Genomic DNA, 21,015 nt, shown 5'->3' on the forward strand with positions numbered 1-21,015 from the left:
GACTTCCTCCCTTTTAAAATCAGGGCGCCCGGTTCAGAGCCGGTACGCCTTCTTCGCCAGCGTATAGGTCAGTTCCCGCGCCAGCTCATGCGCCTCATCCTCGCGCAGCCTGTGCTCGGCGACGAGACGCGCCAGGAACGCGCAGTCGACCCGCCGCGCCACATCGTGACGCGCCGGGATCGAGGGAAAGGCACGGGTGTCGTCGTTGAAACCGACGGTGTTGTAGAAGCCGGCCGTCTCGGTGGTCATCTCGCGGAAGCGCCGCATGCCTTCCGGGCTGTCGTGGAACCACCATGCCGGCCCAAGCTTCAGCGCCGGGTAGACACCGGCCAGCGGCGCCAGCTCGCGCGCATAGCTGGTTTCGTCGAGCGTAAACAGGATGACGGTGAGGTCGCGCTCCAGCCCGACGCAGTCGAGCAGCGGCTTCAGCGCCGTCACATAGTCGGTCCTGGTCGGGATATCGAAACCCTTGTCGCGGCCGAATTTTTGGAAGATTGCGGGCGAATGGTTGCGCCAGGAGCCGGGATGGATCTGCAGGACCAGCCCATCGTCGAGGCTCATCTTGGCCATCTCGGTCAGCATCTGGGCGCGGAACAGTTTTCGCTCGCGCTCATCGTCGGAACCACGGCGAACCCGATTGAACAGCTCTTGCGCCGCCGCATCCGAAAGATTGGCGGTCTCGGCCGTCGGATGGCCATGATCCGACGAAGTCGCGCCGAAGCTTTTGAAGAACGCGCGCCGCTGGCGATGCGCATCGAGATAGCCGGCCCAATTGCCGGTGTCGCAGCCGGTGATCTCGCCGAGCCGATCGAGATTGGTTGAAAACCCTTCGAAATCGGGATCGACGACAGCATCCGGCCGATAAGCGGTGACCACACGGCCCTGCCAGCCGCTGTCGCGGATCATCTGGTGCCATTTGAGATCGTCGAGCGCGCCTTCCGTGGTCGCGATGACCTCGATGTTGAAACGCTCAAACAGCGCGCGCGGGCGAAAATTCTCCCACTGCAGCAGCGTCGCGATGGTGTCGTAGTGGCGGTCGGCGGTCGCGGCGGTCAGCGGTTCGTCGATGCCGAACAGATCGGCAAGTACGTGGTCGAACCACAGCCGGGTCGGTGTGCCGCGAAACAGATGATAGTGCTCGGCAAAGCGCCGCCAGATCGTCCGGCCGTCTGTCTCGACAGGCGCGCCGTCGAGCGTCGCGACGCCGAGATCCTCGAGGCGGACGCCCTGGCTGAACAGCATGCGGAAGATGTAGTGGTCCGGGACGATGAGCAGTTGCGCCGGATCCGGGAAAGGCTCGTTCAGCGCATACCAACGCGGATCGGTGTGACCATGCGGGCTGACCAGGGGCAGGTCCTTGATCCCGGCATAGAGATCGCGGGCAACCGAGCGCGAATGCGCCTCGGCGGGAAACAGCAGATCCGCATCGGTCAGTGCCACGATCATCCTCCCAAGGCGGCTATCGGTAGGGGCGGCAAGAAATAATGTCAACATACAAAAATTAGATTCTTGTATGATGACTTTTCGACCATTGTGTGGTGGGAAATCGAATGTTACGCCGCTTTGCCGATCCCTGCCGAGGCCACTCATGTCACCCGACCAGACCAGTCGCACCACGACGACCGAACGCCTTTCCACGAAGACGGTGCGCGCACTGCCGGCTTCGATCGCGACACCTGCGTATGATCGCAGCCGCGTCGTCCCGGGCATCGTGCACCTTGGTGTCGGCGCCTTCCACCGCGCCCATCAGGCAGCCTATGTCGACGATTGCCTGGCGGCAGGCGAGGCGGATTGGGGCATAACAGGCGTTTCGCTGCGCAGCACCGACACGCGCGACGCTCTCACGCCGCAGGACGGGCTCTACACGCTGGCGATCAGAAGCGGTGGAATCGAAAAGCTTCAGGTCATCGGCTCGATCGGCGCGATGCTGGTGGCGCCCGAAGACCCCAGCGCTGTGCTGGCCACGCTGACCGATCCGCGCACCCGCATCGTCACGCTGACGATCACTGAAAAGGCCTATCTGAGGGCGGCAGGCGGCGGATTGGACGCCGCACATCCCGATATCGTCCATGATCTGGCCAATCCCCGGATGCCGAAGACAGCGCATGGTTTTCTGACCGAGGCGCTTGCCCGGCGACGCGCCGCCGGCACGCCGCCCTTCACTGTCCTGTGTTGCGATAATCTGCCGGCCAACGGCGCCACGCTGCACTGGCTGCTCACCGAATTCGCCGAATTGCGCGATGCCAGGCTCGCCCAATCGGGCGATGCCGCGCTCGCCAGCCACATCGCCCGTCACGTCTCGTTTCCCTCCAGCATGGTCGATCGCATCGTGCCCGCAACCACGGACGCCGATCGGGCGCGGATCGCTGAAGAACTCGGCGTCGAGGATGCCTGGCCCGTGATGACCGAGCCGTTTTGTCAGTGGGTGGTCGAAGATAAGTTCCCGACTGGCCGGCCCGCGTGGGAACAATTCGGCGTCACCATGGTTCGCGATGTCGGCCCGTTCGAGGACATGAAGCTCAGGCTGCTCAACGGCTCGCATTCGGCCATCGCCTATCTTGGCCTGCTCAACGGTCATGCCACCGTGGACCGCGCCTTCGCCGACCCGGCGATCCGGCAATTCGTTGATGCATTGTGGGCCGAAGCCATCCCGACCCTGCCCGAGGATGCCGGATTGGACACGAGCGCCTATACTGCGGAGCTCGCGGAGCGTTTTTCCAACACAGCACTTGCCCACCGCACGGCGCAGATCGCCAATGACGGCAGCCAGAAACTGCCGCAGCGCATCGTCGCGTCCGCCATCGAATGCCTCGAAGCCGGTACTGAACTGGTCCATCTCACGTTGGTGGTGGCTGCCTGGATCGCCGCTTGCGCCGCGCGAGGGAAAACCTTGCCGGCGGGGCATTTCACCGATCCGCTCGACGCGGCGTTGACGGAACTTTTGAGTGAGCAGCTGCCGGCCAACGAAACCGTGACCGCGGTGTTCGACCTGGCCGGCTTCGCCAAGGACCACGGCGAACGGCAGACGTTGATCGAACTCGTGGCTGTCCATCTCGTCCACCTGCGACGGGACGGTCCGACCCTGGCCTTCGCAGCCTTGGGCATCTAAACAAAAAAGCGAGGCAAGGCCCCGCTTTTTACTCTTTTTATCGAAACCGCATTCACGCCGGCAGGATGGCGCCTTCGAGCGTGGTGAGCTGGCTAAGGAACTGTTCCGCCTTGCTGCGGGCCTGGTCGTCCTTGGCGTCCGCTGCGTCTTCCTTGGCTTCCTGGATGCGGCGCGCGAGATCGGCGCGGTCGACATCCCTCACCGCGACAGCCGATTCCGCCAGCAGCGTGCAGCCGGCCGGAACGATGTCGGCGAAGCCGCCGAACACCACATAGCGCTCTTCGCCGCCCGCCGCGGTCTTCACCGTGACGACGCCCGGCTTGATCGTGGTCATGACCGGCGCGTGATGCGCCATAACGGTCATCTCGCCCTCGGCGCCCGGAATGACGACGGACTCGACCTGCTCGGAAACGAGCAGGCGCTCCGGCGAGACCAGTTCGAACTTGAAAGCTTCAGCCATTTTGCTTCACCTTGCCGGCGATAGTTTCGTCAGTCTGCAACTCGGTCCCGCAGAATGGACAGAACATGACCGCTTGATCAAAATACCCAGGACCGTCTTCTGTTTCGACAGTCCCGACCGTCACCATCAGCACCTCATCGTCGGTCTCGAAGAACGACGGCGAGGGAAGCTCTGTCATCACCTCTTGCAAGGTTGAGCAACAGAACTTCCTGTCCATATACTAAGCCGCTTCAGCCGCGAGGCGCTGTGCCTTCTCGACAGCTTCCTCGATGCCGCCGACCATGTAGAAGGCGGCCTCCGGGAGGTGGTCGTAGTCGCCGTTGCAGAGGCCCTTGAAGCCCTTGATGGTGTCGGCGAGATCGACCAGCTTGCCCGGCGCGCCGGTGAACACTTCGGCGACGAAGAACGGCTGCGACAGGAAGCGCTCGATCTTGCGGGCGCGGGCCACGGTTTGCTTGTCCTCTTCCGACAGCTCGTCCATGCCCAGGATGGCGATGATGTCCTGCAGCGACTTGTAGCGCTGGAGGATCGACTGCACCTGGCGCGCGACGCCATAATGCTCGTCGCCGACGACCAGCGGGTCGAGCATGCGCGAGGTCGAATCCAGCGGATCGACGGCCGGATAGATGCCCTTTTCGGCGATGGCGCGGTTGAGCGTCGTCGTCGCGTCAAGGTGGGCGAACGAGGTCGCCGGCGCCGGATCGGTCAAGTCGTCGGCGGGCACGTAGATGGCCTGCACGGACGTGATCGAGCCCTTGGTGGTGGTGGTGATGCGTTCCTGCAGCGCGCCCATGTCGGTGGCGAGCGTCGGCTGATAGCCCACGGCCGAAGGAATACGGCCAAGCAGAGCCGACACTTCCGAGCCAGCCTGGGTGAAGCGGAAGATGTTGTCGACGAAGAACAGCACGTCCTGGCCCTGGTCGCGGAAATATTCCGCAACCGTCAGGCCGGTCAGGCCGACGCGGGCGCGCGCGCCCGGCGGCTCGTTCATCTGGCCGTAGACGAGTGCCGCCTTGGAGCCTTCGCCGCCGCCCTTCTTGTTGACGCCGGATTCGATGAACTCGTGATAGAGATCGTTGCCTTCGCGGGTGCGCTCGCCGACGCCAGCGAACACCGAGTAACCGCCATGCGCCTTGGCGATGTTGTTGATCAGTTCCTGGATCAGCACGGTCTTGCCGACGCCCGCGCCGCCGAACAGGCCGATCTTGCCGCCCTTGGCGTAGGGCGCCAGCAGGTCGAGCACCTTGATGCCGGTGATCAGGATCTGCGCTTCCGTCGACTGCTCGACATAGGTCGGAGCCGGCTGGTGGATGGAGCGCATTTCGGTCGCGTCGACCGGGCCTTCTTCGTCGACCGGCTCGCCGATGACGTTGATGATGCGGCCGAGCATGCCCGGGCCGACCGGCACGGTGATCGGCGCGCCGGTGTCACGCACTTCCTGGCCGCGAACCAGACCTTCGGTCGAGTCCATGGCGATGCAGCGCACGGTGTTTTCACCCAGGTGCTGGGCGACTTCGAGCACCAGTCGGTTACCGACATTGGTCGTCTCGAGCGCGTTCAGGATCGCCGGCAGGTGATCGCCGAACTGCACGTCGACAACGGCGCCGATGACCTGGCGGACCTTGCCGGCAACGCCGGTTGCCTTGCTGGCCACTGCCGATGTCTTGGCAGCGGCGGCCTTCGCCGGCGCTGCTGCCTTGGCCGGGGCAGCCTTCGCGGCTGCTGCTGGAGCCTTTGCCGCCTTCACGGGGGCTGCGGTTTTCGCGGCTGCGGCCTTGGGGGCTGCCGTCTTGGATGTCGCCTTCTGGGGGGTCGCTGCTTTCGCCATCGTCTTTACCCTTTTTCGTCCTTTGTTTCTCACGCGGTCCGATCGCGGGTCGATGACCCGCGAACCGCGCCTAGAGCGCCTCGGCGCCCGAAATGATTTCGATCAGTTCCTTGGTGATCTGCGCCTGCCGCTGGCGGTTATAGGTGATCGACAGCTTGTTGATCATGTCGCCGGCGTTGCGCGTCGCATTGTCCATGGCGCTCATCTTGGCGCCCATTTCGCCGGCCACATTTTCGAGCAGCGCCCGGAAAACCTGCACGGAGATGTTGCGCGGAATGAGGTCGGAGAGGATTTCGCCCGGCTCCGGTTCATATTCGTAGACGGCGTTGCCGCCATCCGTCGCCTCGGCAGGAGCCGAAGCAACGCCGGCCGGAATGATCTGCTGCGCGGTCGGGATCTGGCTGATCACCGACTTGAACTGCGAATAGAACAGCGTGCAGATGTCGAAGCCGCCCTCATTGAAGAGGTGGATGACCTTCTTGGCGATCGCATCGGCATTGACGAAGCCGAGTGTCTTGACCTCGCGCAGATCGACGCGGTCGATGATCATCGACGCATAGTCGCGGCGCAGGATGTCGAAACCCTTCTTGCCGACGCAGATGATCTTGACCTGCTTGCCGTCCGCCAAAAGCTTGCGGATATGGTCGCGGGCAAGGCGGGCGATCTGCGAATTGAAGCCGCCGCACAGGCCGCGCTCGGCGGTGCAGACGACGAGCAGATGCACGTCATCCTTGCCGGTGCCGGTCATCAGCGCCGGGGCATCGCCGCCGCCGCCGATGGCCTGGGTGATGTTGGCCAGCACGGAACCCATGCGCTCCGAATAGGGGCGCGCCGCTTCCGCAGCCTCTTGCGCACGGCGCAGCTTCGCCGCGGCGACCATCTGCATCGCCTTGGTGATCTTCTGCGTCGCCTTGACCGAGGCGATACGGTTACGAAGGTCTTTTAATGAAGGCATGCTTCAAACCTGATCCCGTCTTGCAATTCGCTCAGGCGAAGGTCTTGGCGAAAGCGTCGATCTCGGCCTTCAGCTTGGCGCGCAGATCGTCCGACAGCGCCTTTTCCTTGCGGATGGCATCGAGGACGTCCTTGCCGGCCGAACGCATGTGGCTGAGCAGGCCATGCTCGAACTTGCCGACCTGGTTGACCGGCAGCTTGTCGAGATAGCCGTTGACGCCGGCGAAGATCACCGCGACCTGCTCTTCCGTCTTCAGCGGCGAGAACTGCGGCTGCTTCAGGAGTTCGGTCAGGCGCGATCCGCGGTTGAGCAGGCGCTGCGTGGCGGCGTCGAGATCGGAGCCGAACTGCGCGAAGGCCGCCATTTCGCGGTACTGCGCGAGCTCGCCCTTGATCGAGCCGGCAACCTGCTTCATCGCCTTGATCTGCGCGGCCGAGCCGACGCGGCTGACCGACAGGCCGACGTTCACCGCAGGACGGATGCCCTGGAAGAACAGGTTGGTTTCGAGGAATATCTGGCCGTCGGTGATCGAGATCACGTTGGTCGGGATGTAGGCCGACACGTCGTTGGCCTGCGTCTCGATGATCGGCAGCGCGGTCAGCGAACCACCGCCCAGATCGTCGTTGAGCTTGGCGGCGCGCTCGAGCAGGCGCGAGTGCAGGTAGAAGACGTCGCCCGGATAGGCTTCGCGGCCCGGCGGGCGGCGCAGCAGCAGCGACATCTGGCGATAGGCGACGGCCTGCTTCGACAGATCGTCATAGCTGATCAGCGCGTGCATGCCATTGTCGCGGAAGTATTCGCCCATGGTGGCGCCGGCGAACGGCGCCAGGAACTGCATCGGTGCCGGATCGGAAGCGGTGGCGGCGACGATGATCGAGTATTCGAGCGCGCCGCGCTCTTCCAGCACCTTGACGAACTGCGCGACGGTCGAGCGCTTCTGGCCGACGGCGACATAGACGCAGTAGAGCTTTTCCTTCTCGGGGCCGTTGTCGTGCACCGACTTCTGGTTGAGCATCGTGTCGAGGATGATGGCGGTCTTGCCGGTCTGGCGATCGCCGATGACCAGCTCGCGCTGGCCGCGACCGACCGGGATCAACGCATCGATGGCCTTGAGGCCGGTCGACATCGGCTCGTTCACCGACTTGCGCGGGATGATGCCGGGCGCCTTGACGTCGACGCGCTTGCGCTCGACTGCCTTGATCGGACCCTTGCCGTCGATCGGATTGCCGAGCGCATCGACAACGCGGCCGAGCAGGCCGGGGCCGACGGGGACGTCGACGATCGCGCCGGTGCGCTTGACGATATCGCCTTCCTTGATGTCGCGGTCGGCGCCGAAGATGACGACGCCGACATTGTCGGCTTCGAGGTTGAGCGCCATGCCGCGGATGCCGCCGGGGAATTCGACCATTTCGCCGGCCTGGACATTGTCGAGGCCGTAGACACGGGCGATACCGTCACCGACGGACAGCACCTGTCCGACTTCGGAGACCTCGGCCTCCTTGCCGAAATTCTTGATCTGGTCTTTCAGAATTGCGGAAATTTCCGCGGCGCGGATGTCCATCAGCCGACCTCTTTCAGTGCAAGCTTGAGCGAATTGAGTTTGGTTTTGAGCGACGTATCGATCTGGCGCGAGCCCATCTTGACCACCAGCCCGCCGAGCAGCGACGGATCGACGGTGACGGAGATGGCCACGTCCTTGCCGGCAACGCTCTTCAGCGCCGCCTTGAGTTCGGCCTGCTGGGCAGCCGTCAGTTCGTGAGCCGACGTCACTTCAGCAGCGGTCTCGCCACGATGTTCGGCTGATATCTGGCGGAACGCCCTGATCATGCCGGGAATGGCGAACAGCCGGCGGTTGCGGGCGACGACGCGCAGGAAATTGCCAGTGAGGCCGGCAATCCCCGCCTTGTCGGCAATCGCCGCAATGGCCTTCGCCTGGTCCTCGCTGGAGAACACCGGGCTATTGATCAGCCGGGTGAGATCAGCGCTGCCCGCGAGCATGGCTTCGAAACTGTTGAGGTCGGCTTCGACCTTGGCCACGGAATTTGCCTGCAGGGCGAGTTCGAACAGCGAACCCGCATAGCGTTCTGCGACACCTGAGATTGGCGATGACGATTGAGCCACGGACCGTCTTTTCTCTTGTCTGACAGGCCGTAGATTGTTGGCGCGAGCAAAAACTCTGGCTAAATCTTTGACCTTACTGCATTTTTTCAAGCACGGAGACGCGGCTTCCGCTATCCCCGGCCGAAAGTCGATTGCCGTCTAGCACAGGCATTTTAAGACCGCAATGCGTCGTTCCGCATGGTTTTCAGGCACTATTGTCGCATCCGGGGAAAGTCACCCGTCTTCCATCGGGGAATACCCAACGATTCAAGGCAGAAAGCCGAAGGCAAAGGCGAGCGGCAACGCCGCCAGGACCAATTCCAGCACAATGGAAACCCAATTGAAAGGCGTGTTGGCGCCATCAGACATCATCGACAGCAGCCGGCCGAAGGCGGTGAACAGCCAGGAAAAGCCGAGCGCCATGTAGATCAGCGGCTGCGCCAGCAGGATACAGCACAGTCCGACGCCGAGATAGAAGCCCGACATCCTGCCGCGCCCCTCGGCAATCGCCGCAGCCTTCTCTGGCTTGACCTGCAAGCGCAGGGCACGGAAGGCGAGGCCAGGTGCCAGAAAAAACAAAAGACCGAGCAGCACGGTGACGACGGCGCTCGACCAGGCCAGCCATTCGCCCTGGCTCGTCGGCCATGGAAGCGCAAAATCCATCTTGTCCCCTCGAAATGCCTGTTTTGAAATTCCAGGCATTCTAACGGAGGAAAACCCCCGCGCCAGATGGGTCCACGCACTTTAGGCGGCGCGCATCAGCCAAGCGCGAATTCCACTGCCGCCTCGGCATGGATGCGCGTCGTGTCGAAGACCGGAATGTCGAAATCCTGCTGGCCGATGAGCATGGTGATCTCGGTGCAGCCCATGATGACGCTGTCGGCCGCCTCTTCGCGGCGCAGGCGCTCGGTCTCGGCTATATAAGCCGCCTTTGAAGTCTCCTTGACGATGCCTTGGCACAGTTCCTCATAGATGACACGATGGACCATGTCGCGCCCGGCCGCATCCGGCACCACAGGGCTCAATCCAAATCTGTCGGCGAGCCGACCCTTGTAGAAGTCCTGCTCCATGGTGAAGCGCGTCGCCAGCAGCGCCGGGCGCTGCATGCCGGCGCGCTTGACCGCCACCGCGGTGGCATCGGCTATGTGGATCAATGGGATCGACACCGACGCCTGCACCTGACCGGCCAGTTTGTGCATGGTGTTGGTGCACAGAAGCAGACCTTCCGCGCCGCCGGTCTCAAGCTTGCGCGCTGCTTCGACGAGAAGCACGCCGGCGCCGTCCCAGTCGCCGTGATGCTGCCGCTCGGCGATCTCTGCAAAATCGAAGGACCACAGCAGGAGTTTGGCAGAATGCAAGCCGCCCAGCCGCTCGCGCACGATCTCGTTGAGCAGGCGATAGTAGATGGCGGTCGATTCCCAGCTCATGCCGCCCAGAAGGCCGAGGGTTTTCATATGAGTTTCCACATCTCGCTGGCTTGCGGCAACCTATCGCTGAAAGCGCGACCTTACAAAAAGCTCTGCGGATCAATATCGACCTGCACCCTGACCGAACCGCGCTGTTTTGGCCCGTTGGCCAGCATGGCCCTGATAAAACCTTGCATATCGGCGCGCCGCTCGCCCTGGATCAGCAGGCGGAAGCGATGGCGGCCGCCGAGCAGTGACAGCGGCGCCTCCGCCGGGCCGAGCACGAACAAATCCGTCGCCTCGGGCGCGGCGCGGCGCAGGCCGCGCGCATGGCCCTCGGCTTCGGCTCGCGTCACCGCGCTGACGATGACACCGGCGAGCCGGCCGAAGGGCGGCAGTGCGGCTCGTTCGCGCTCGGCGATCTCGCGCTCGTAAAAGGCCTCGGCGTCGCCCGAGACGATCGCCCGCATCACCGGGTGGTCGGGCTGAAAAGTCTGCAGCAGGCCAAGGCTCTTCTTGCCGGTGCGGCCGGCGCGGCCGGTGACCTGGCTGAGCAGCTGAAATGTGCGCTCGGCGGCGCGCGGATCGCCATTGGCAAGGCCAAGATCGGCATCGACGACGCCGACCAGGGTCATGTTGGGGAAGTTGTGGCCCTTGGCGACGAGCTGCGTGCCGATGACGATGTCGGCCTCGCCATCGGCGATCGCCTCCAGCTCCAGCCGCAGCCGCCGCACGCCGCCCATCAGGTCTGACGACAAGACGATGGTGCGCGCGTCGGGAAAATGCGCCACGACCTCTTCGGCGATCCGCTCGACACCTGGCCCGCAGGCGACCAGATGATCGAGCGTGCCGCATTCCGGGCAGGCTTCGGGGCGGCGCTCATTGTGCCCGCAATGATGGCAGACCAGCTGGCCGCGAAAACGATGCTCGACCAGCCAGGCCGAGCAGACCGGGCAGCCGAAGCGGTGGCCGCAGACCCGGCACAGCGTCAGCGGCGCATAGCCGCGCCGGTTGAGGAACAGCAGCGACTGCTCCTGCCTCTCCAGCGTCTGGCGCATCTGGTCGAGCAGCACCGGCGACAGGAAACCGCCACGCGCCGGCGGCGCGCGCCGCATGTCGACCGCCTTCAGATGCGGAAGCGCCGCCTCGGCGAAGCGAGCGGAAAGCACCGCTCTGTTGTATTTACCTTGGCTGGCATTGACCCGGCTTTCGACCGACGGCGTCGCCGACGCCAGCACGACGGGGAAGCTGCCGATATGGCCGCGCACCACGGCCATATCACGCGCATTGTAGAAGACGCGGTCCTCCTGCTTGTAGGCAGGGTCGTGCTCCTCGTCGACGACGATCAGGCCGAGCTCCTTGAACGGCAGGAACAGCGCCGAACGCGCACCGGCGACGACCCGCACGCCGCCTTCCGCCACTTGCCGCCAAACCCGCTCGCGCATCCGCGGCGGCAGGTCGGAATGCCATTCACCCGGCTTGGCGCCGAAGCGCTGCTGGAAGCGCTCGAGAAAGGCATGCGTCAGCGCGATTTCCGGCAGCAGGATCAGCACCTGCCTGCCCTGGTCGAGCGCAGCCGCCACCGCCTCGAAATAGACCTCGGTCTTACCTGATCCGGTGACGCCGTCGAGCAGCGCGACGTTGAACACGCCGGCTGCGACATTGGCGCGCAGCATCTGCGCCGCGGCGCTCTGGTCCGGCATCAGTTCCGGAATGGCATAGCCGGGATCGGGCGCGGCCACCACCGGGCGCGGCGGGATCATCACGGTCTCGAACACGCCTTGCGCCCTCAGGCCGTCGATCACCGTCGATGACACCCCGGCGGCGTGAGCGAGGCCGGAGCGCGTCCAGGCAAGGCCGCCTTCGGCCGTCTCCAGCACGCGCTGCCTGGCGCCCGTCATCCGGTCGGGTGCGAGAAGCGTGCGCTGCAGCCCCTCGATCCACGGTTCGGGGTCGAAAGCCTCCGGCGCCCTGAGTAGCATGCGCGCCACCATGCCCGGCGGCGATAGCGTGTACTGCGCCACCCAGTCGACGAAACGGCGCATGGCGCGGTCGATCGGCGGGCAGTCGAAGACCTGTTCGATGGGGCGCAGCTTCTTCGCGTCGACCTTCTCGACCGCGCCATCCCAGACGATGCCGGCGACCTGGCGCGGCCCAAGCGGCACGCGCACGATCGAGCCCGGCACCACGCGCATGCCGGCCGGCACGGCATAGGTGTAGGGGCGTTCGGCGGGCATCGGCACCAGCACCGGTGCGGCTGCGACAAAGGGCGAATCTTCGATCATGAGGCGTGACCTTGCCCTGACTTTGGTCTAGATCAAAGGCCGACCCCGAATGTGCATGACATGCACATGAAAATCTTCAGGAGACCCGCCATGAAATTTTTTGTCGACACCGCCGACGTCAAGGATATCCGTGAGTTGAACGACCTGGGGCTGCTCGACGGCGTCACCACCAATCCGTCGCTGATCCTCAAATCCGGCGGCAAGATCGCCGACGTCACCAAAGAGATTTGCGACATCGTCAAGGGTCCGGTCTCGGCTGAAGTCACCGCCACCGAATATTCCGAGATGATGCAGCAGGCCAAGGTTCTGGCCAAGATCGCCGACAATGTCTGCATCAAGGTGCCGCTGACGCTGGACGGGCTCAAGGCCTGCAAGACGATCCGCACCGAGATGAACCGCCTGGTCAACGTCACGCTGTGCTTTTCGGCCAACCAGGCGCTGCTGGCGGCCAAGGCCGGTGCCTCGTTCATCTCGCCCTTCGTCGGCCGCGTCGACGACATCGGCATCGACGGCATGGAGCTGATCCAGGAGATCAGGCAGATCTACGACAATTACGATTTCCAGACCGAGATCCTCGTCGCTTCGGTGCGCACCGTGAACCACGTCAAGCAGGCGGCCCTCATCGGCGCCGATGTCGTGACCGCGCCGCCGGCGACCCTGAAGGCGCTGGTCAAGCACCCGCTGACCGACAAGGGCCTGGAACAGTTCCTCGCCGACTGGGCAAAGACCGGCCAATCGATCGGCTGAGAATGGCGATCGGCTGAGACCAATCGCTTGTAGTCAAAAAGGCCGGGCAACCGGCCTTTTTCATGTGCTGAGGGCGGGTGATTTTCCACGTCTTCGTTTTTTGCGTACCTTACACTAGCTCCTTTGGCTTTATTGCACGGCAGCTGAAATCAAGAGCGACAAGTTCAAATCAGGATATTTGATCGAGTTCCCCAGCTCGACGCACTGCTGAGCATACCCTGTGGCATCACGTTAGAGAGATGCTCTTCGAAGCATTTAAAAATCGATGATTTGGTCGAAGCCTTTATAAAGGCGCTGGCTGTAGCTTCCATGTTTTAGCTACTTGAGTCGAGCATGAGCCTTCTAATCTCAATCGCCTTTTCTGTTCTTGCATCAATAGGACTCGCCTTCGCGAAGGCATTTTCAATCTACGGCCTCATTCGGGACAAACGTTATTCGTGGGTGAGTTTCATAGTGATTTCGGTCGTGTGGCTTGGCGCAACGGTGCTGAGTGCCAACCGGACGTGTGGTCAATGGGGGTGTAGCTGGGGCCTTCACTTCGGTTGGATTCTTGCCCTGTTGCCTCAAAGCTTCGTGACGAATATTGCGTTAGGTGAGAAGCTATTTGTGATTGCATTTCTTACATATTTGGGACTGTGCATCTATTTCTTCGGGCATGTCATTGGCTGGTTATCCTATGTGGTCGTCAGCATTGGAAAGGCCGTCGTTAACCGGGGACACACACGCTAGTGTAGATGCTTCAGGTCTAGGCTGGGATAGGTGATGGAATTAACGAGCTTGACCTGCCCCTGAAGCAGGATCCCATGACGGCCAGGGCCGCTCAGTCCGTAGCCTCGTCGTCAGGCGCGTTCGCCGGCTGGCGCCGGCCCATGATGATTTCGCGTTTGCCGACATGGTTGGGTGTGCCGACCAAGCCTTCCTTTTCCATACGCTCGACCAGGGACGCGGCGCGGTTGTAGCCGATGCCGAGGCGCCGCTGGATGTAGGACGTCGAGCATTTCTTGTCGCGCACCACCACCTTCACCGCCTCGTCGTAGATCGCGTCGCTGTCTTCGGCTGCAACGGATCCCTTGTCGAAGACCGTGCCCTGATCGTCTTCGATTTCTTCCTCGTCCTCGTCGGCCGTCACGGTTTCCAGATATTCAGGGCGCCCTTGCGCCTTGAGATGCGCGACCACATGCTCGACCTCGGCGTCGGAAACAAACGGCCCATGCACGCGCGAAATGCGCCCGCCGCCCATCATGTGCAGCATGTCGCCCTGGCCAAGCAATTGTTCGGCGCCCTGCTCGCCCAGGATGGTGCGGCTGTCGATCTTCGATGTCACCTGGAAGGAAATCCGGGTCGGGAAGTTGGCCTTGATCGTGCCCGTGATGACATCGACCGAGGGACGCTGCGTTGCCATGATCAGGTGAATGCCGGCGGCGCGCGCCATCTGCGCCAGACGCTGGATCGCGCCTTCGATCTCCTTGCCGGCGACCATCATCAGATCGGCCATCTCGTCGACGATGACGACGATGTAGGGCATCGGCGCAAGGTCGATTTCCTGCTGTTCGAAAAGCGGTTCGCCGGTGCCCTTTTCGAAGCCGGTCTGCACGGTCATGACGACGGTTTCGCCCTTGTCACGGGCTTGAGCGGCACGCTCGTTGTAGCCGTCGATGTTGCGCACACCGAGCCGCGCCATCTTGCGATACCGGTCCTCCATTTCGCGCACGGCCCATTTGAGGGCCGTGACGGCTTTCTTGGGATCCGTGACGACGGGCGTCAGAAGATGCGGGATGCCGTCATAGACGGAGAGTTCGAGCATTTTGGGATCGACCATGATCAGCCGGCATTCTTCCGGCTTCAGCCGGTAGAGCAACGACAGGATCATGGTGTTGATGGCGACCGACTTGCCGGAGCCGGTGGTTCCGGCCACGAGCAAATGCGGCATCTTCGCCAGCTCGGCGATGACAGGCTCGCCGCCGATCGTCTTGCCCAAGCAAAGCGCCAGCTTGCAGCTGGTCTTGCGGAAGCCTTCCGATTCGATCAGCTCACGGAAATAGACGGTTTCGCGCGTTTCGTTCGGGAGCTCGATGCCGATGACGTTGCGGCCGGGCACGACGGCGACGCGCGCCGAAATCGCCGACATGGAGCGGGCGATATCGTCGGCAAGCCCGATGACGCGAGAAGATTTGACGCCGGGCGCCGGCTCGAACTCATAGAGCGTGACGACCGGGCCTGGGCGAACATGAATGATCTCGCCACGCACGCCGAAGTCCTCGAGCACGCTTTCCAGCAGATCGGCGTTCTGCTCGAGCCGCTCCTGCGACATGTAGAAGCCTTGTCCCTCCGGTGGCTGCTGCAACAGCTCTTCCGAGGGAAGCTCATAGGGATCGCCCGCGGTTGACAGCACGACCTTTCCAGCCCCAGGCAAGCGCGCGGACCGGGCGCCAACGGCCCTGGCAGGGACGTTCACACTTGGCGCGGCCGACACGGAAACGGCGTCGCTTTTGGCGGCTGGGATTGCGACAGCCTGGACCGGCGACGGCGCATTGCTCGCTGGCACGCCAGGTTGGGCGACGGTCCGGTTCGAATTGGCCGGCCAAACATCCGGCAACGGCTTCAAGGCCTGGCCTGGAAGGCAGTCGATGACACGAAACAATGCGGTGGCATCGGTCCCTGGGCGGATGTCGATCGGCATAGCCGTGACTGGCGCCACGGCGAGCGGCGCAGGCGACGCTGGACCGGTCTGCCGGGCCGGCGACGAAACGTCGACCAGATAGGGTGCCATGGCCTCGAAGAAGGCATGATCCGAAAGATATGGCCAGCGCAGCCTTTCGGAAGTGGTCGTCTTGGCGCCCGGAGCAACGGACGCGCGCGCGGATGCCCGTGCCGTAGCGACCGACCTCGGCGGCACCGGCGCAACGGCTGGCACCTTCTCCCTGGTGCGCTCCGGGGCAACAAAAGCAGCAGCCGGCGGTAATGGCCCTTGTGAGGCGTGGCCGGCCAGCGGCTGGGAAGCAGGGCTTTTCACCGACGCCGGCAATGCCAGGAGCGAAGGCGCGGAGGACGCCCCGTTGATCATGGATTGAGCAACGGTTTGCTCTGCTGGGCGCGTCGCGGCGTGTTCGACAACACGCTCGTGCTGCGGACGATGCTTCCTGGCCTCATAGTCCGGCGTGCGTGTAAAACGCACGTTGGGTGCAAGGAAGAAATATTCCTGCCAGGCAGGGCTCTCGATATCGCCGATTTTCGAAGGCGTATCGTCCGAGCCACCCCGCGGCTCCATATAGGGCCGCTTGTTGCCGCCGAGATCGACCACCGGTGCGGAATAGCCGGCCCGGCGTGTGGTGGGCTGCCGGCCGTCCGGCTCCTTGCGAGCCGGACGATCAAGTTCGCCTGCCGCGGAAGAACTTCGCTGACCGCCCCTGTCGCCGATGCTCTCCAAGCGCTTCCCCTCGGGGCCATCAGGCAATGCAGCCGTCAATAAATTGACCCGGGAAAAACGCTTGGCTTCCATTCTCAAGACTCACTTTGAAATGTCTGCCGAGCAATAGGGAGCGAGTGGTTAACAGTTGCTTCCCGGATGGATCGCCGACCATCCTGGGCACCAAAATCTTCGTGGTGGTCTGCGAGCGACACGGCACGATCGTCGTCTCGCCGCATCCACGCTGGTGGCGCGATCTACTCGCCGTGCCGCAGCAGCTCGATGGGTCTTCGGACAATCTCTGATCGAGAATCTGGTCATGATCCCGCGATCACCCCATCATGCCTGGAGCCAGACCGTTTCCGTGAAGCGATGAGGTGCGCTAGCCGGTCTTGCCGTGCCGGACAAGGTCCTGGGCAATGGACAACTGCAGCGCTTCCGCCAACTCTCGCGCAGCGCGATTCTCGGCGTCGATCTGCGCCCGGTATGCGGCGAATTCCTGACGCGGCCTGTCGAAGGACGAGGTGATCGAACGTTTGCCGGATGCGATCACCACGCCGGTCTTCGCATCAGCCAGCGTATAGCTGCCGGTCAGCGTCACGGAACCGGCGGTCGGTTCGTCTTCATCCGTTCCGACCTGCACAAGTGCCGCGGACTCGACCGCTTCGGTCACGCCGAGATTGAGCGAATAGGCCGGCGAGGCCGGCTCGCCGGCGCCTCGTCCAAACCCGAAAATCAGATTGTTGCGCACCTGTTGGCCGTAACGCGTATTGACCGGCTTGATGCCGATCAACGCCAGTTCGGCACTGGCACTGGCCTGCGAACCCGACAGTGGCGCGCTCGAATAGAGCGGCCGCACCGTGCAGGCCGAGACAAGCGCGAGCGAACCTATCAGGCCGGCAAGCGCTATGCGGCGCAGCAAATGGCTCAACTCTGTCTTTTCCCGATCAGGCAACGACATTGACGATCCTCTGCGGCACGATGATCACCTTGCGCGGAGCCTTCCCTTCGAGTGCTTTCTGCACGAAGTCGAGAGCCAATACCGCTTTTTCGACCGCACCTTGGTCCGCGTCGCGGGCAATTGTCAAATCCCCCCGCTTCTTGCCGTTGACCTGTACCGGATAGGTGACTTCGTTGTCGACGACCAGCGCCGGATCGAAGGCCGGCCAAGGCCGTTCGGCAACGAGATCGGTGCCGCCAAGCGTTGCCCAGCACTCCTCGGCCAGATGCGGCATGACCGGCGCGATCAGATGCACGAGAATCTCCACCGCCTGCCGGCAGGCGCCTTTCAGCGCTGCATCGGCCTTGCCTTCGGCCACCTCGTTGAGCGGCGTGGTCAGCGCGTTGGCCAGTTCGTAGATGCGGGCGATGGCGCGGTTGAAGGCGAGCTTCTCGATATCCTCTCCGACCGCCTTCAGGATCTTGTGCGCGGCCTTGGAAACCACCGCGGCCTCACCGCTGCTGGCCGCTAAGGGCTTGATGCCGGCCAGTGTTTCGGCCGCCGTCGACACCAGGCGCCAGATGCGCTGGATGAAGCGATGCGCACCGGCAGCGCCATCGTCGGTCCACTCGACATCGCGCTCGGGCGGAGAATCCGACAGCATGAACCAGCGCGCCGTATCGGCGCCGTAGCCATCGGTGATGTCTTCCGGGCTCACCGTGTTCTTCTTCGATTTCGACATCTTTTCCAGCGGACCGATGGTGACGGCCTCGCCGGTGGCGATGTCGATGGCGCTGCGCTTGCCGTCGACATCCTCCAGCCGAACTTCGGTGGGCGCCAGCCAGCGGCCATTCGATGCCGAGCCGACGCGATAGGTTTCGTGCACCACCATGCCTTGCGTGAACAGGCCCTTGAACGGCTCGGCCAGATCGACATGGCCGGCCTCGCGCATGGCGCGGGTGAAAAAGCGCGAATAGAGCAGATGCAGGATCGCGTGCTCGATCCCGCCAATATACTGGTCAACCGGCAGCCATTCGTTGGCCGCCTTGGGATCGGTCGGTTCATGCGCCCACGGCGCGGTGAAGCGGGCGAAATACCACGACGAATCGACGAACGTGTCCATCGTGTCGGTTTCGCGCCGCGCATCCCTGCCGCATTGCGGACATTTCACATGGCGCCATGTCGGATGCCGGTCGAGCGGATTGCCCGGGCGATCGAAATCGACATCGTCGGGCAGCTTCACCGGCAGGTCCGCCTTCGGCACCGGCACCACGCCGCAAGCCTCGCAATGGATCATCGGGATCGGACAGCCCCAGTAGCGCTGGCGCGAAATGCCCCAGTCGCGCAGGCGGAAATTCACCTTGCGCTCGGCCATCGGCCGGTTGCCGATCGTCTTCTGCTCCAGCAGTTTGGCGACCTCGTCGAAAGCCTGATCCGGCTTCATGCCGTCGAGAAAGCGCGAATTGATCATCACGCCGTCATCGACATAGGCTTCATCGATGATCTGGAACGTCGCGGGATTCTCGCCCTCCGGCATCACCACCGGGATCACCGGCAGGCCGTATTTGTTGGCGAAGTCGAGGTCGCGCTGGTCGCCGGACGGACAGCCGAAAATGGCGCCGGTGCCGTATTCCATCAAAACGAAATTGGCGACATAGACAGGCAGCGTCCAGTTGTCGTCAAACGGATGGACGACGCGGATGCCGGTGTCGAAACCCTTCTTCTCAGCTGTCTCCAGCGCCGCCACCGAGGTGCCCATATGGCCGATATCCTCGATGAACTTCGCCAGCGCCGGATTGTGCGCAGCGGCCCTCTTGGCCAACGGATGATCGGCGGCGACAGCCATGAAGGAAGCGCCGAAGATGGTGTCGGGCCTTGTCGTATAGACTTCCAGCTCATGCTCGCCATCAGAGGCGTCGGCCAGAGGCCAGCGGATCAGCAGGCCTTCCGAGCGGCCGATCCAGTTCTGCTGCATCAGCTTCACTTTTTCCGGCCATTCGTCGAGGCCGTCGAGCGAATCCAGCAGATCCTGGGCGAAGTCGGTGATCTTGAAGAACCACTGCGTCAGTTCGCGCTGTTCGACCAGCGCGCCCGAGCGCCAGCCGCGTCCATCGATGACCTGCTCGTTGGCAAGCACCGTCATGTCCTCCGGATCCCAGTTGACCTTGGAGGATTTGCGCGTCACCAGCCCCTTCTCGACAAAATCGAGGAACAGCATCTGCTGGCGGTGGTAATAGTCAACGTCACAGGTGGCGAATTCGCGCGCCCAGTCCAGCGACAGGCCCATGACCTTGAGCTGCTCGCGCATGGTGGCGATGTTCTGGTAGGTCCACTCCTTGGGATGGACCTTGTTCTGCATCGCCGCGTTTTCGGCCGGCATGCCGAAGGCGTCCCAGCCCATCGGATGCAGCACGTTGAAGCCCTTGGCCCGTTTGTAGCGCGCCACCACATCGCCCATCGTGTAATTGCGGGTATGACCGATATGGATGCGCCCCGACGGATAGGGGAACATCTCCAGCACATAGTATTTCGGGCGCGGATCGTCATTGTGCGCTTCGAACAGCTTCTTGGCGTCCCAGGCCTTCTGCCATTTGGGCTCTGACGCGCGCGGATTGTATCGTTCGGTTGCCATGGGACGTTTTTCACTTAAAAGCAGGCGCGAACTGCGGGCGATGGCTCGGCAGTTCAGGGAATGTGGTCCGGGTGTTCACCATGGTTTGGCAAACCCGTCAACCATATGGGTATCGCGTCTGACAAAAACGCCGGTCAAAACAGCAGGATTTGCATATGGGTGACGCCGTTCAGCAATTTTTCGCGGTCAAGGCGAAGATCGCCGCCGCCGAGCGCGAGGCCGGCCGCGAAGCCGGCGTCGTGACGCTGGTCGCGGTCTCAAAGACCTTCGACGCTGCCGACATCGGCCCGGTCATCGAGGCCGGCCAGCGCGTCTTCGGCGAGAACCGCGTGCAGGAGGCGCAAGGCAAATGGCCTGATCTGAAGGACGCATTTCCCGACATCGAACTGCATCTGATCGGCCCGCTGCAATCCAACAAGGCCAAGGAGGCTGTGGCGCTGTTCGACGTCATCGAGACGATCGATCGCGAGAAGATCGCCGCCGAACTGGCCAAGGAGATCGCCAGGCAGGGCCGCGCACCGAAGCTCTACGTCCAGGTCAACACCGGCTCCGAGCCGCAGAAGGCAGGCATCGAGCCCCGCGACGCCGTGGCCTTTGTCGCCCGCTGCCGCGACGTGCATGGCCTCGCCATCGAGGGCCTGATGTGCATCCCGCCGGCCGATGAGAACCCCGGCCCGCACTTCGCGCTGTTGGAAAAGCTCGGCAAGGAAGCCGGCGTCGCCAAACTCTCGATGGGCATGTCTGGCGACTACGAGACGGCGATCGCCTTCGGCGCCACCAGCGTCCGCGTCGGTTCGGCGATCTTCGGCAACCGATAGTTCCGATGCACAGACCGGTCTCTAGTCGCTAAATTCCAACATATTCGATTGGCTGCAGGCCACCACACCTTCGTCATCCTAGGGCGGAGCGACGCGAAGCGGAGCGCAGACCCTAGGATCCATGCCGTGACGACAAGGAAAATGCAGCGGTGCAGAATTCTGTTCCGCTGCATTCTTCGGCAGATGTCGCGGGATGGATCCTCGGGTCTGCGCTGCGTCGCTGCGCTCCTTGCTCCGCCCGTGGATGACGACGAGAGAGATGTTTATCCCGAGGTTTGCGATCTGCCGCCGAAAGAGGCTATAGATTCTCGCTGCCAATAGCTTCCAAC

At 63.1% G+C, this 21,015-nt stretch carries 18 protein-coding genes; 5 read left to right on the top strand and 13 right to left on the bottom strand.

Annotated features, from left to right (window positions below; all coding sequences use genetic code 11):
• Nucleotides 1-33: 33 nt before the first annotated feature.
• Complete coding sequence (gene uxaC / locus NKH52_RS15480; protein ID WP_502908028.1) at nucleotides 34-1,446, bottom strand: glucuronate isomerase; 1,413 nt, start codon at nucleotides 1,444-1,446, stop codon at nucleotides 34-36.
• 142 nt (nucleotides 1,447-1,588) lie between these two features.
• On the opposite strand from uxaC, the gene NKH52_RS15485 reads away from it, so the two are divergent.
• A complete protein-coding gene (locus NKH52_RS15485; RefSeq protein WP_352730912.1) occupies nucleotides 1,589-3,109 on the top strand; it encodes a mannitol dehydrogenase family protein in 1,521 nt (506 codons plus the stop codon).
• 52 nt (nucleotides 3,110-3,161) lie between these two features.
• On the opposite strand, the gene NKH52_RS15490 is transcribed toward NKH52_RS15485, so the two are convergent.
• The 9 genes from NKH52_RS15490 to NKH52_RS15530 all read right to left on the bottom strand — a co-directional run bounded on the left by NKH52_RS15490 (nucleotide 3,162) and on the right by NKH52_RS15530 (nucleotide 12,143).
• Nucleotides 3,162-3,569: a F0F1 ATP synthase subunit epsilon gene (locus NKH52_RS15490; RefSeq protein ID WP_352730909.1), complete on the bottom strand. Its 408-nt coding sequence runs from the start codon at nucleotides 3,567-3,569 to the stop codon at nucleotides 3,162-3,164.
• Nucleotides 3,562-3,747 carry a hypothetical protein gene (locus tag NKH52_RS15495; RefSeq protein WP_502908029.1) on the bottom strand — a complete coding sequence of 62 codons (186 nt, stop codon included), beginning with the start codon at nucleotides 3,745-3,747 and terminating at the stop codon, nucleotides 3,562-3,564. Before NKH52_RS15495 ends, NKH52_RS15490 begins: the two co-directional genes overlap by 8 nt.
• Nucleotides 3,748-3,789: 42 nt before the next feature.
• Nucleotides 3,790-5,397 (bottom strand): F0F1 ATP synthase subunit beta, encoded by a 1,608-nt coding sequence (gene atpD, locus NKH52_RS15500; RefSeq protein ID WP_023811758.1) that lies wholly within the window; start codon nucleotides 5,395-5,397, stop codon nucleotides 3,790-3,792.
• Between the two features lie 70 nt (nucleotides 5,398-5,467).
• Nucleotides 5,468-6,352 carry a F0F1 ATP synthase subunit gamma gene (locus tag NKH52_RS15505; RefSeq protein ID WP_023811757.1) on the bottom strand — a complete coding sequence of 295 codons (885 nt, stop codon included), beginning with the start codon at nucleotides 6,350-6,352 and terminating at the stop codon, nucleotides 5,468-5,470.
• A gap of 31 nt (nucleotides 6,353-6,383) precedes the next feature.
• Nucleotides 6,384-7,913, bottom strand: a complete 1,530-nt coding sequence (gene atpA / locus NKH52_RS15510; protein WP_023811756.1) for a F0F1 ATP synthase subunit alpha — start codon at nucleotides 7,911-7,913, stop codon at nucleotides 6,384-6,386.
• A complete protein-coding gene (locus NKH52_RS15515) occupies nucleotides 7,913-8,473 on the bottom strand; it encodes a F0F1 ATP synthase subunit delta (RefSeq protein ID WP_352629120.1) in 561 nt (186 codons plus the stop codon). Before NKH52_RS15515 ends, atpA begins: the two co-directional genes overlap by 1 nt.
• 246 nt (nucleotides 8,474-8,719) lie before the next feature.
• Nucleotides 8,720-9,115: an AGROH133_08824 family phage infection protein gene (locus NKH52_RS15520; protein WP_027037276.1), complete on the bottom strand. Its 396-nt coding sequence runs from the start codon at nucleotides 9,113-9,115 to the stop codon at nucleotides 8,720-8,722.
• A 95-nt stretch (nucleotides 9,116-9,210) separates the two neighbouring features.
• Entirely contained in the window at nucleotides 9,211-9,906 is a 696-nt protein-coding gene (locus tag NKH52_RS15525; RefSeq protein WP_352730903.1) for an aspartate/glutamate racemase family protein, read from the bottom strand.
• A gap of 53 nt (nucleotides 9,907-9,959) precedes the next feature.
• Nucleotides 9,960-12,143 (bottom strand): primosomal protein N', encoded by a 2,184-nt coding sequence (locus NKH52_RS15530; RefSeq protein ID WP_352730902.1) that lies wholly within the window; start codon nucleotides 12,141-12,143, stop codon nucleotides 9,960-9,962.
• 90 nt (nucleotides 12,144-12,233) lie between these two features.
• Between NKH52_RS15530 and fsa the strand changes: the two genes are divergently transcribed.
• Both fsa and NKH52_RS15540 read left to right on the top strand, forming a co-directional pair.
• The gene (gene fsa / locus NKH52_RS15535; protein WP_127320636.1) at nucleotides 12,234-12,890 is read left to right on the top strand and encodes a fructose-6-phosphate aldolase; all 657 of its coding nucleotides are present in this window, start codon (nucleotides 12,234-12,236) and stop codon (nucleotides 12,888-12,890) included.
• A 333-nt stretch (nucleotides 12,891-13,223) separates the two neighbouring features.
• Nucleotides 13,224-13,619, top strand: a complete 396-nt coding sequence (locus tag NKH52_RS15540) for a hypothetical protein (protein ID WP_352730900.1) — start codon at nucleotides 13,224-13,226, stop codon at nucleotides 13,617-13,619.
• Between the two features lie 91 nt (nucleotides 13,620-13,710).
• Here NKH52_RS15540 and NKH52_RS15545 read toward each other — a convergent pair whose 3' ends face one another.
• Nucleotides 13,711-16,389, bottom strand: a complete 2,679-nt coding sequence (locus NKH52_RS15545; protein ID WP_352730897.1) for a DNA translocase FtsK — start codon at nucleotides 16,387-16,389, stop codon at nucleotides 13,711-13,713.
• A 44-nt stretch (nucleotides 16,390-16,433) separates the two neighbouring features.
• Between NKH52_RS15545 and NKH52_RS15550 the strand changes: the two genes are divergently transcribed.
• Nucleotides 16,434-16,601, top strand: coding sequence for a hypothetical protein (locus NKH52_RS15550; RefSeq protein WP_352730894.1), 168 nt, complete (start codon nucleotides 16,434-16,436; stop codon nucleotides 16,599-16,601).
• A gap of 77 nt (nucleotides 16,602-16,678) precedes the next feature.
• Here NKH52_RS15550 and lptE read toward each other — a convergent pair whose 3' ends face one another.
• Both lptE and leuS read right to left on the bottom strand, forming a co-directional pair.
• Nucleotides 16,679-17,257, bottom strand: coding sequence for an LPS assembly lipoprotein LptE (gene lptE / locus NKH52_RS15555; protein ID WP_023811749.1), 579 nt, complete (start codon nucleotides 17,255-17,257; stop codon nucleotides 16,679-16,681).
• Nucleotides 17,244-19,868 carry a leucine--tRNA ligase gene (gene leuS, locus NKH52_RS15560; protein WP_352730892.1) on the bottom strand — a complete coding sequence of 875 codons (2,625 nt, stop codon included), beginning with the start codon at nucleotides 19,866-19,868 and terminating at the stop codon, nucleotides 17,244-17,246. The genes lptE and leuS overlap by 14 nt, the downstream gene beginning before the upstream one ends.
• 155 nt (nucleotides 19,869-20,023) lie before the next feature.
• Here leuS and NKH52_RS15565 point away from each other — a divergent pair, with 155 nt between their 5' ends.
• A complete protein-coding gene (locus NKH52_RS15565) occupies nucleotides 20,024-20,686 on the top strand; it encodes a YggS family pyridoxal phosphate-dependent enzyme (protein ID WP_352730890.1) in 663 nt (220 codons plus the stop codon).
• Nucleotides 20,687-21,015: the final 329 nt, after the last annotated feature.

Source organism: Mesorhizobium sp. M1066 (genome assembly GCF_040318635.1).
In the GTDB taxonomy this organism is placed as follows: Bacteria; Pseudomonadota; Alphaproteobacteria; order Rhizobiales; family Rhizobiaceae; genus Mesorhizobium.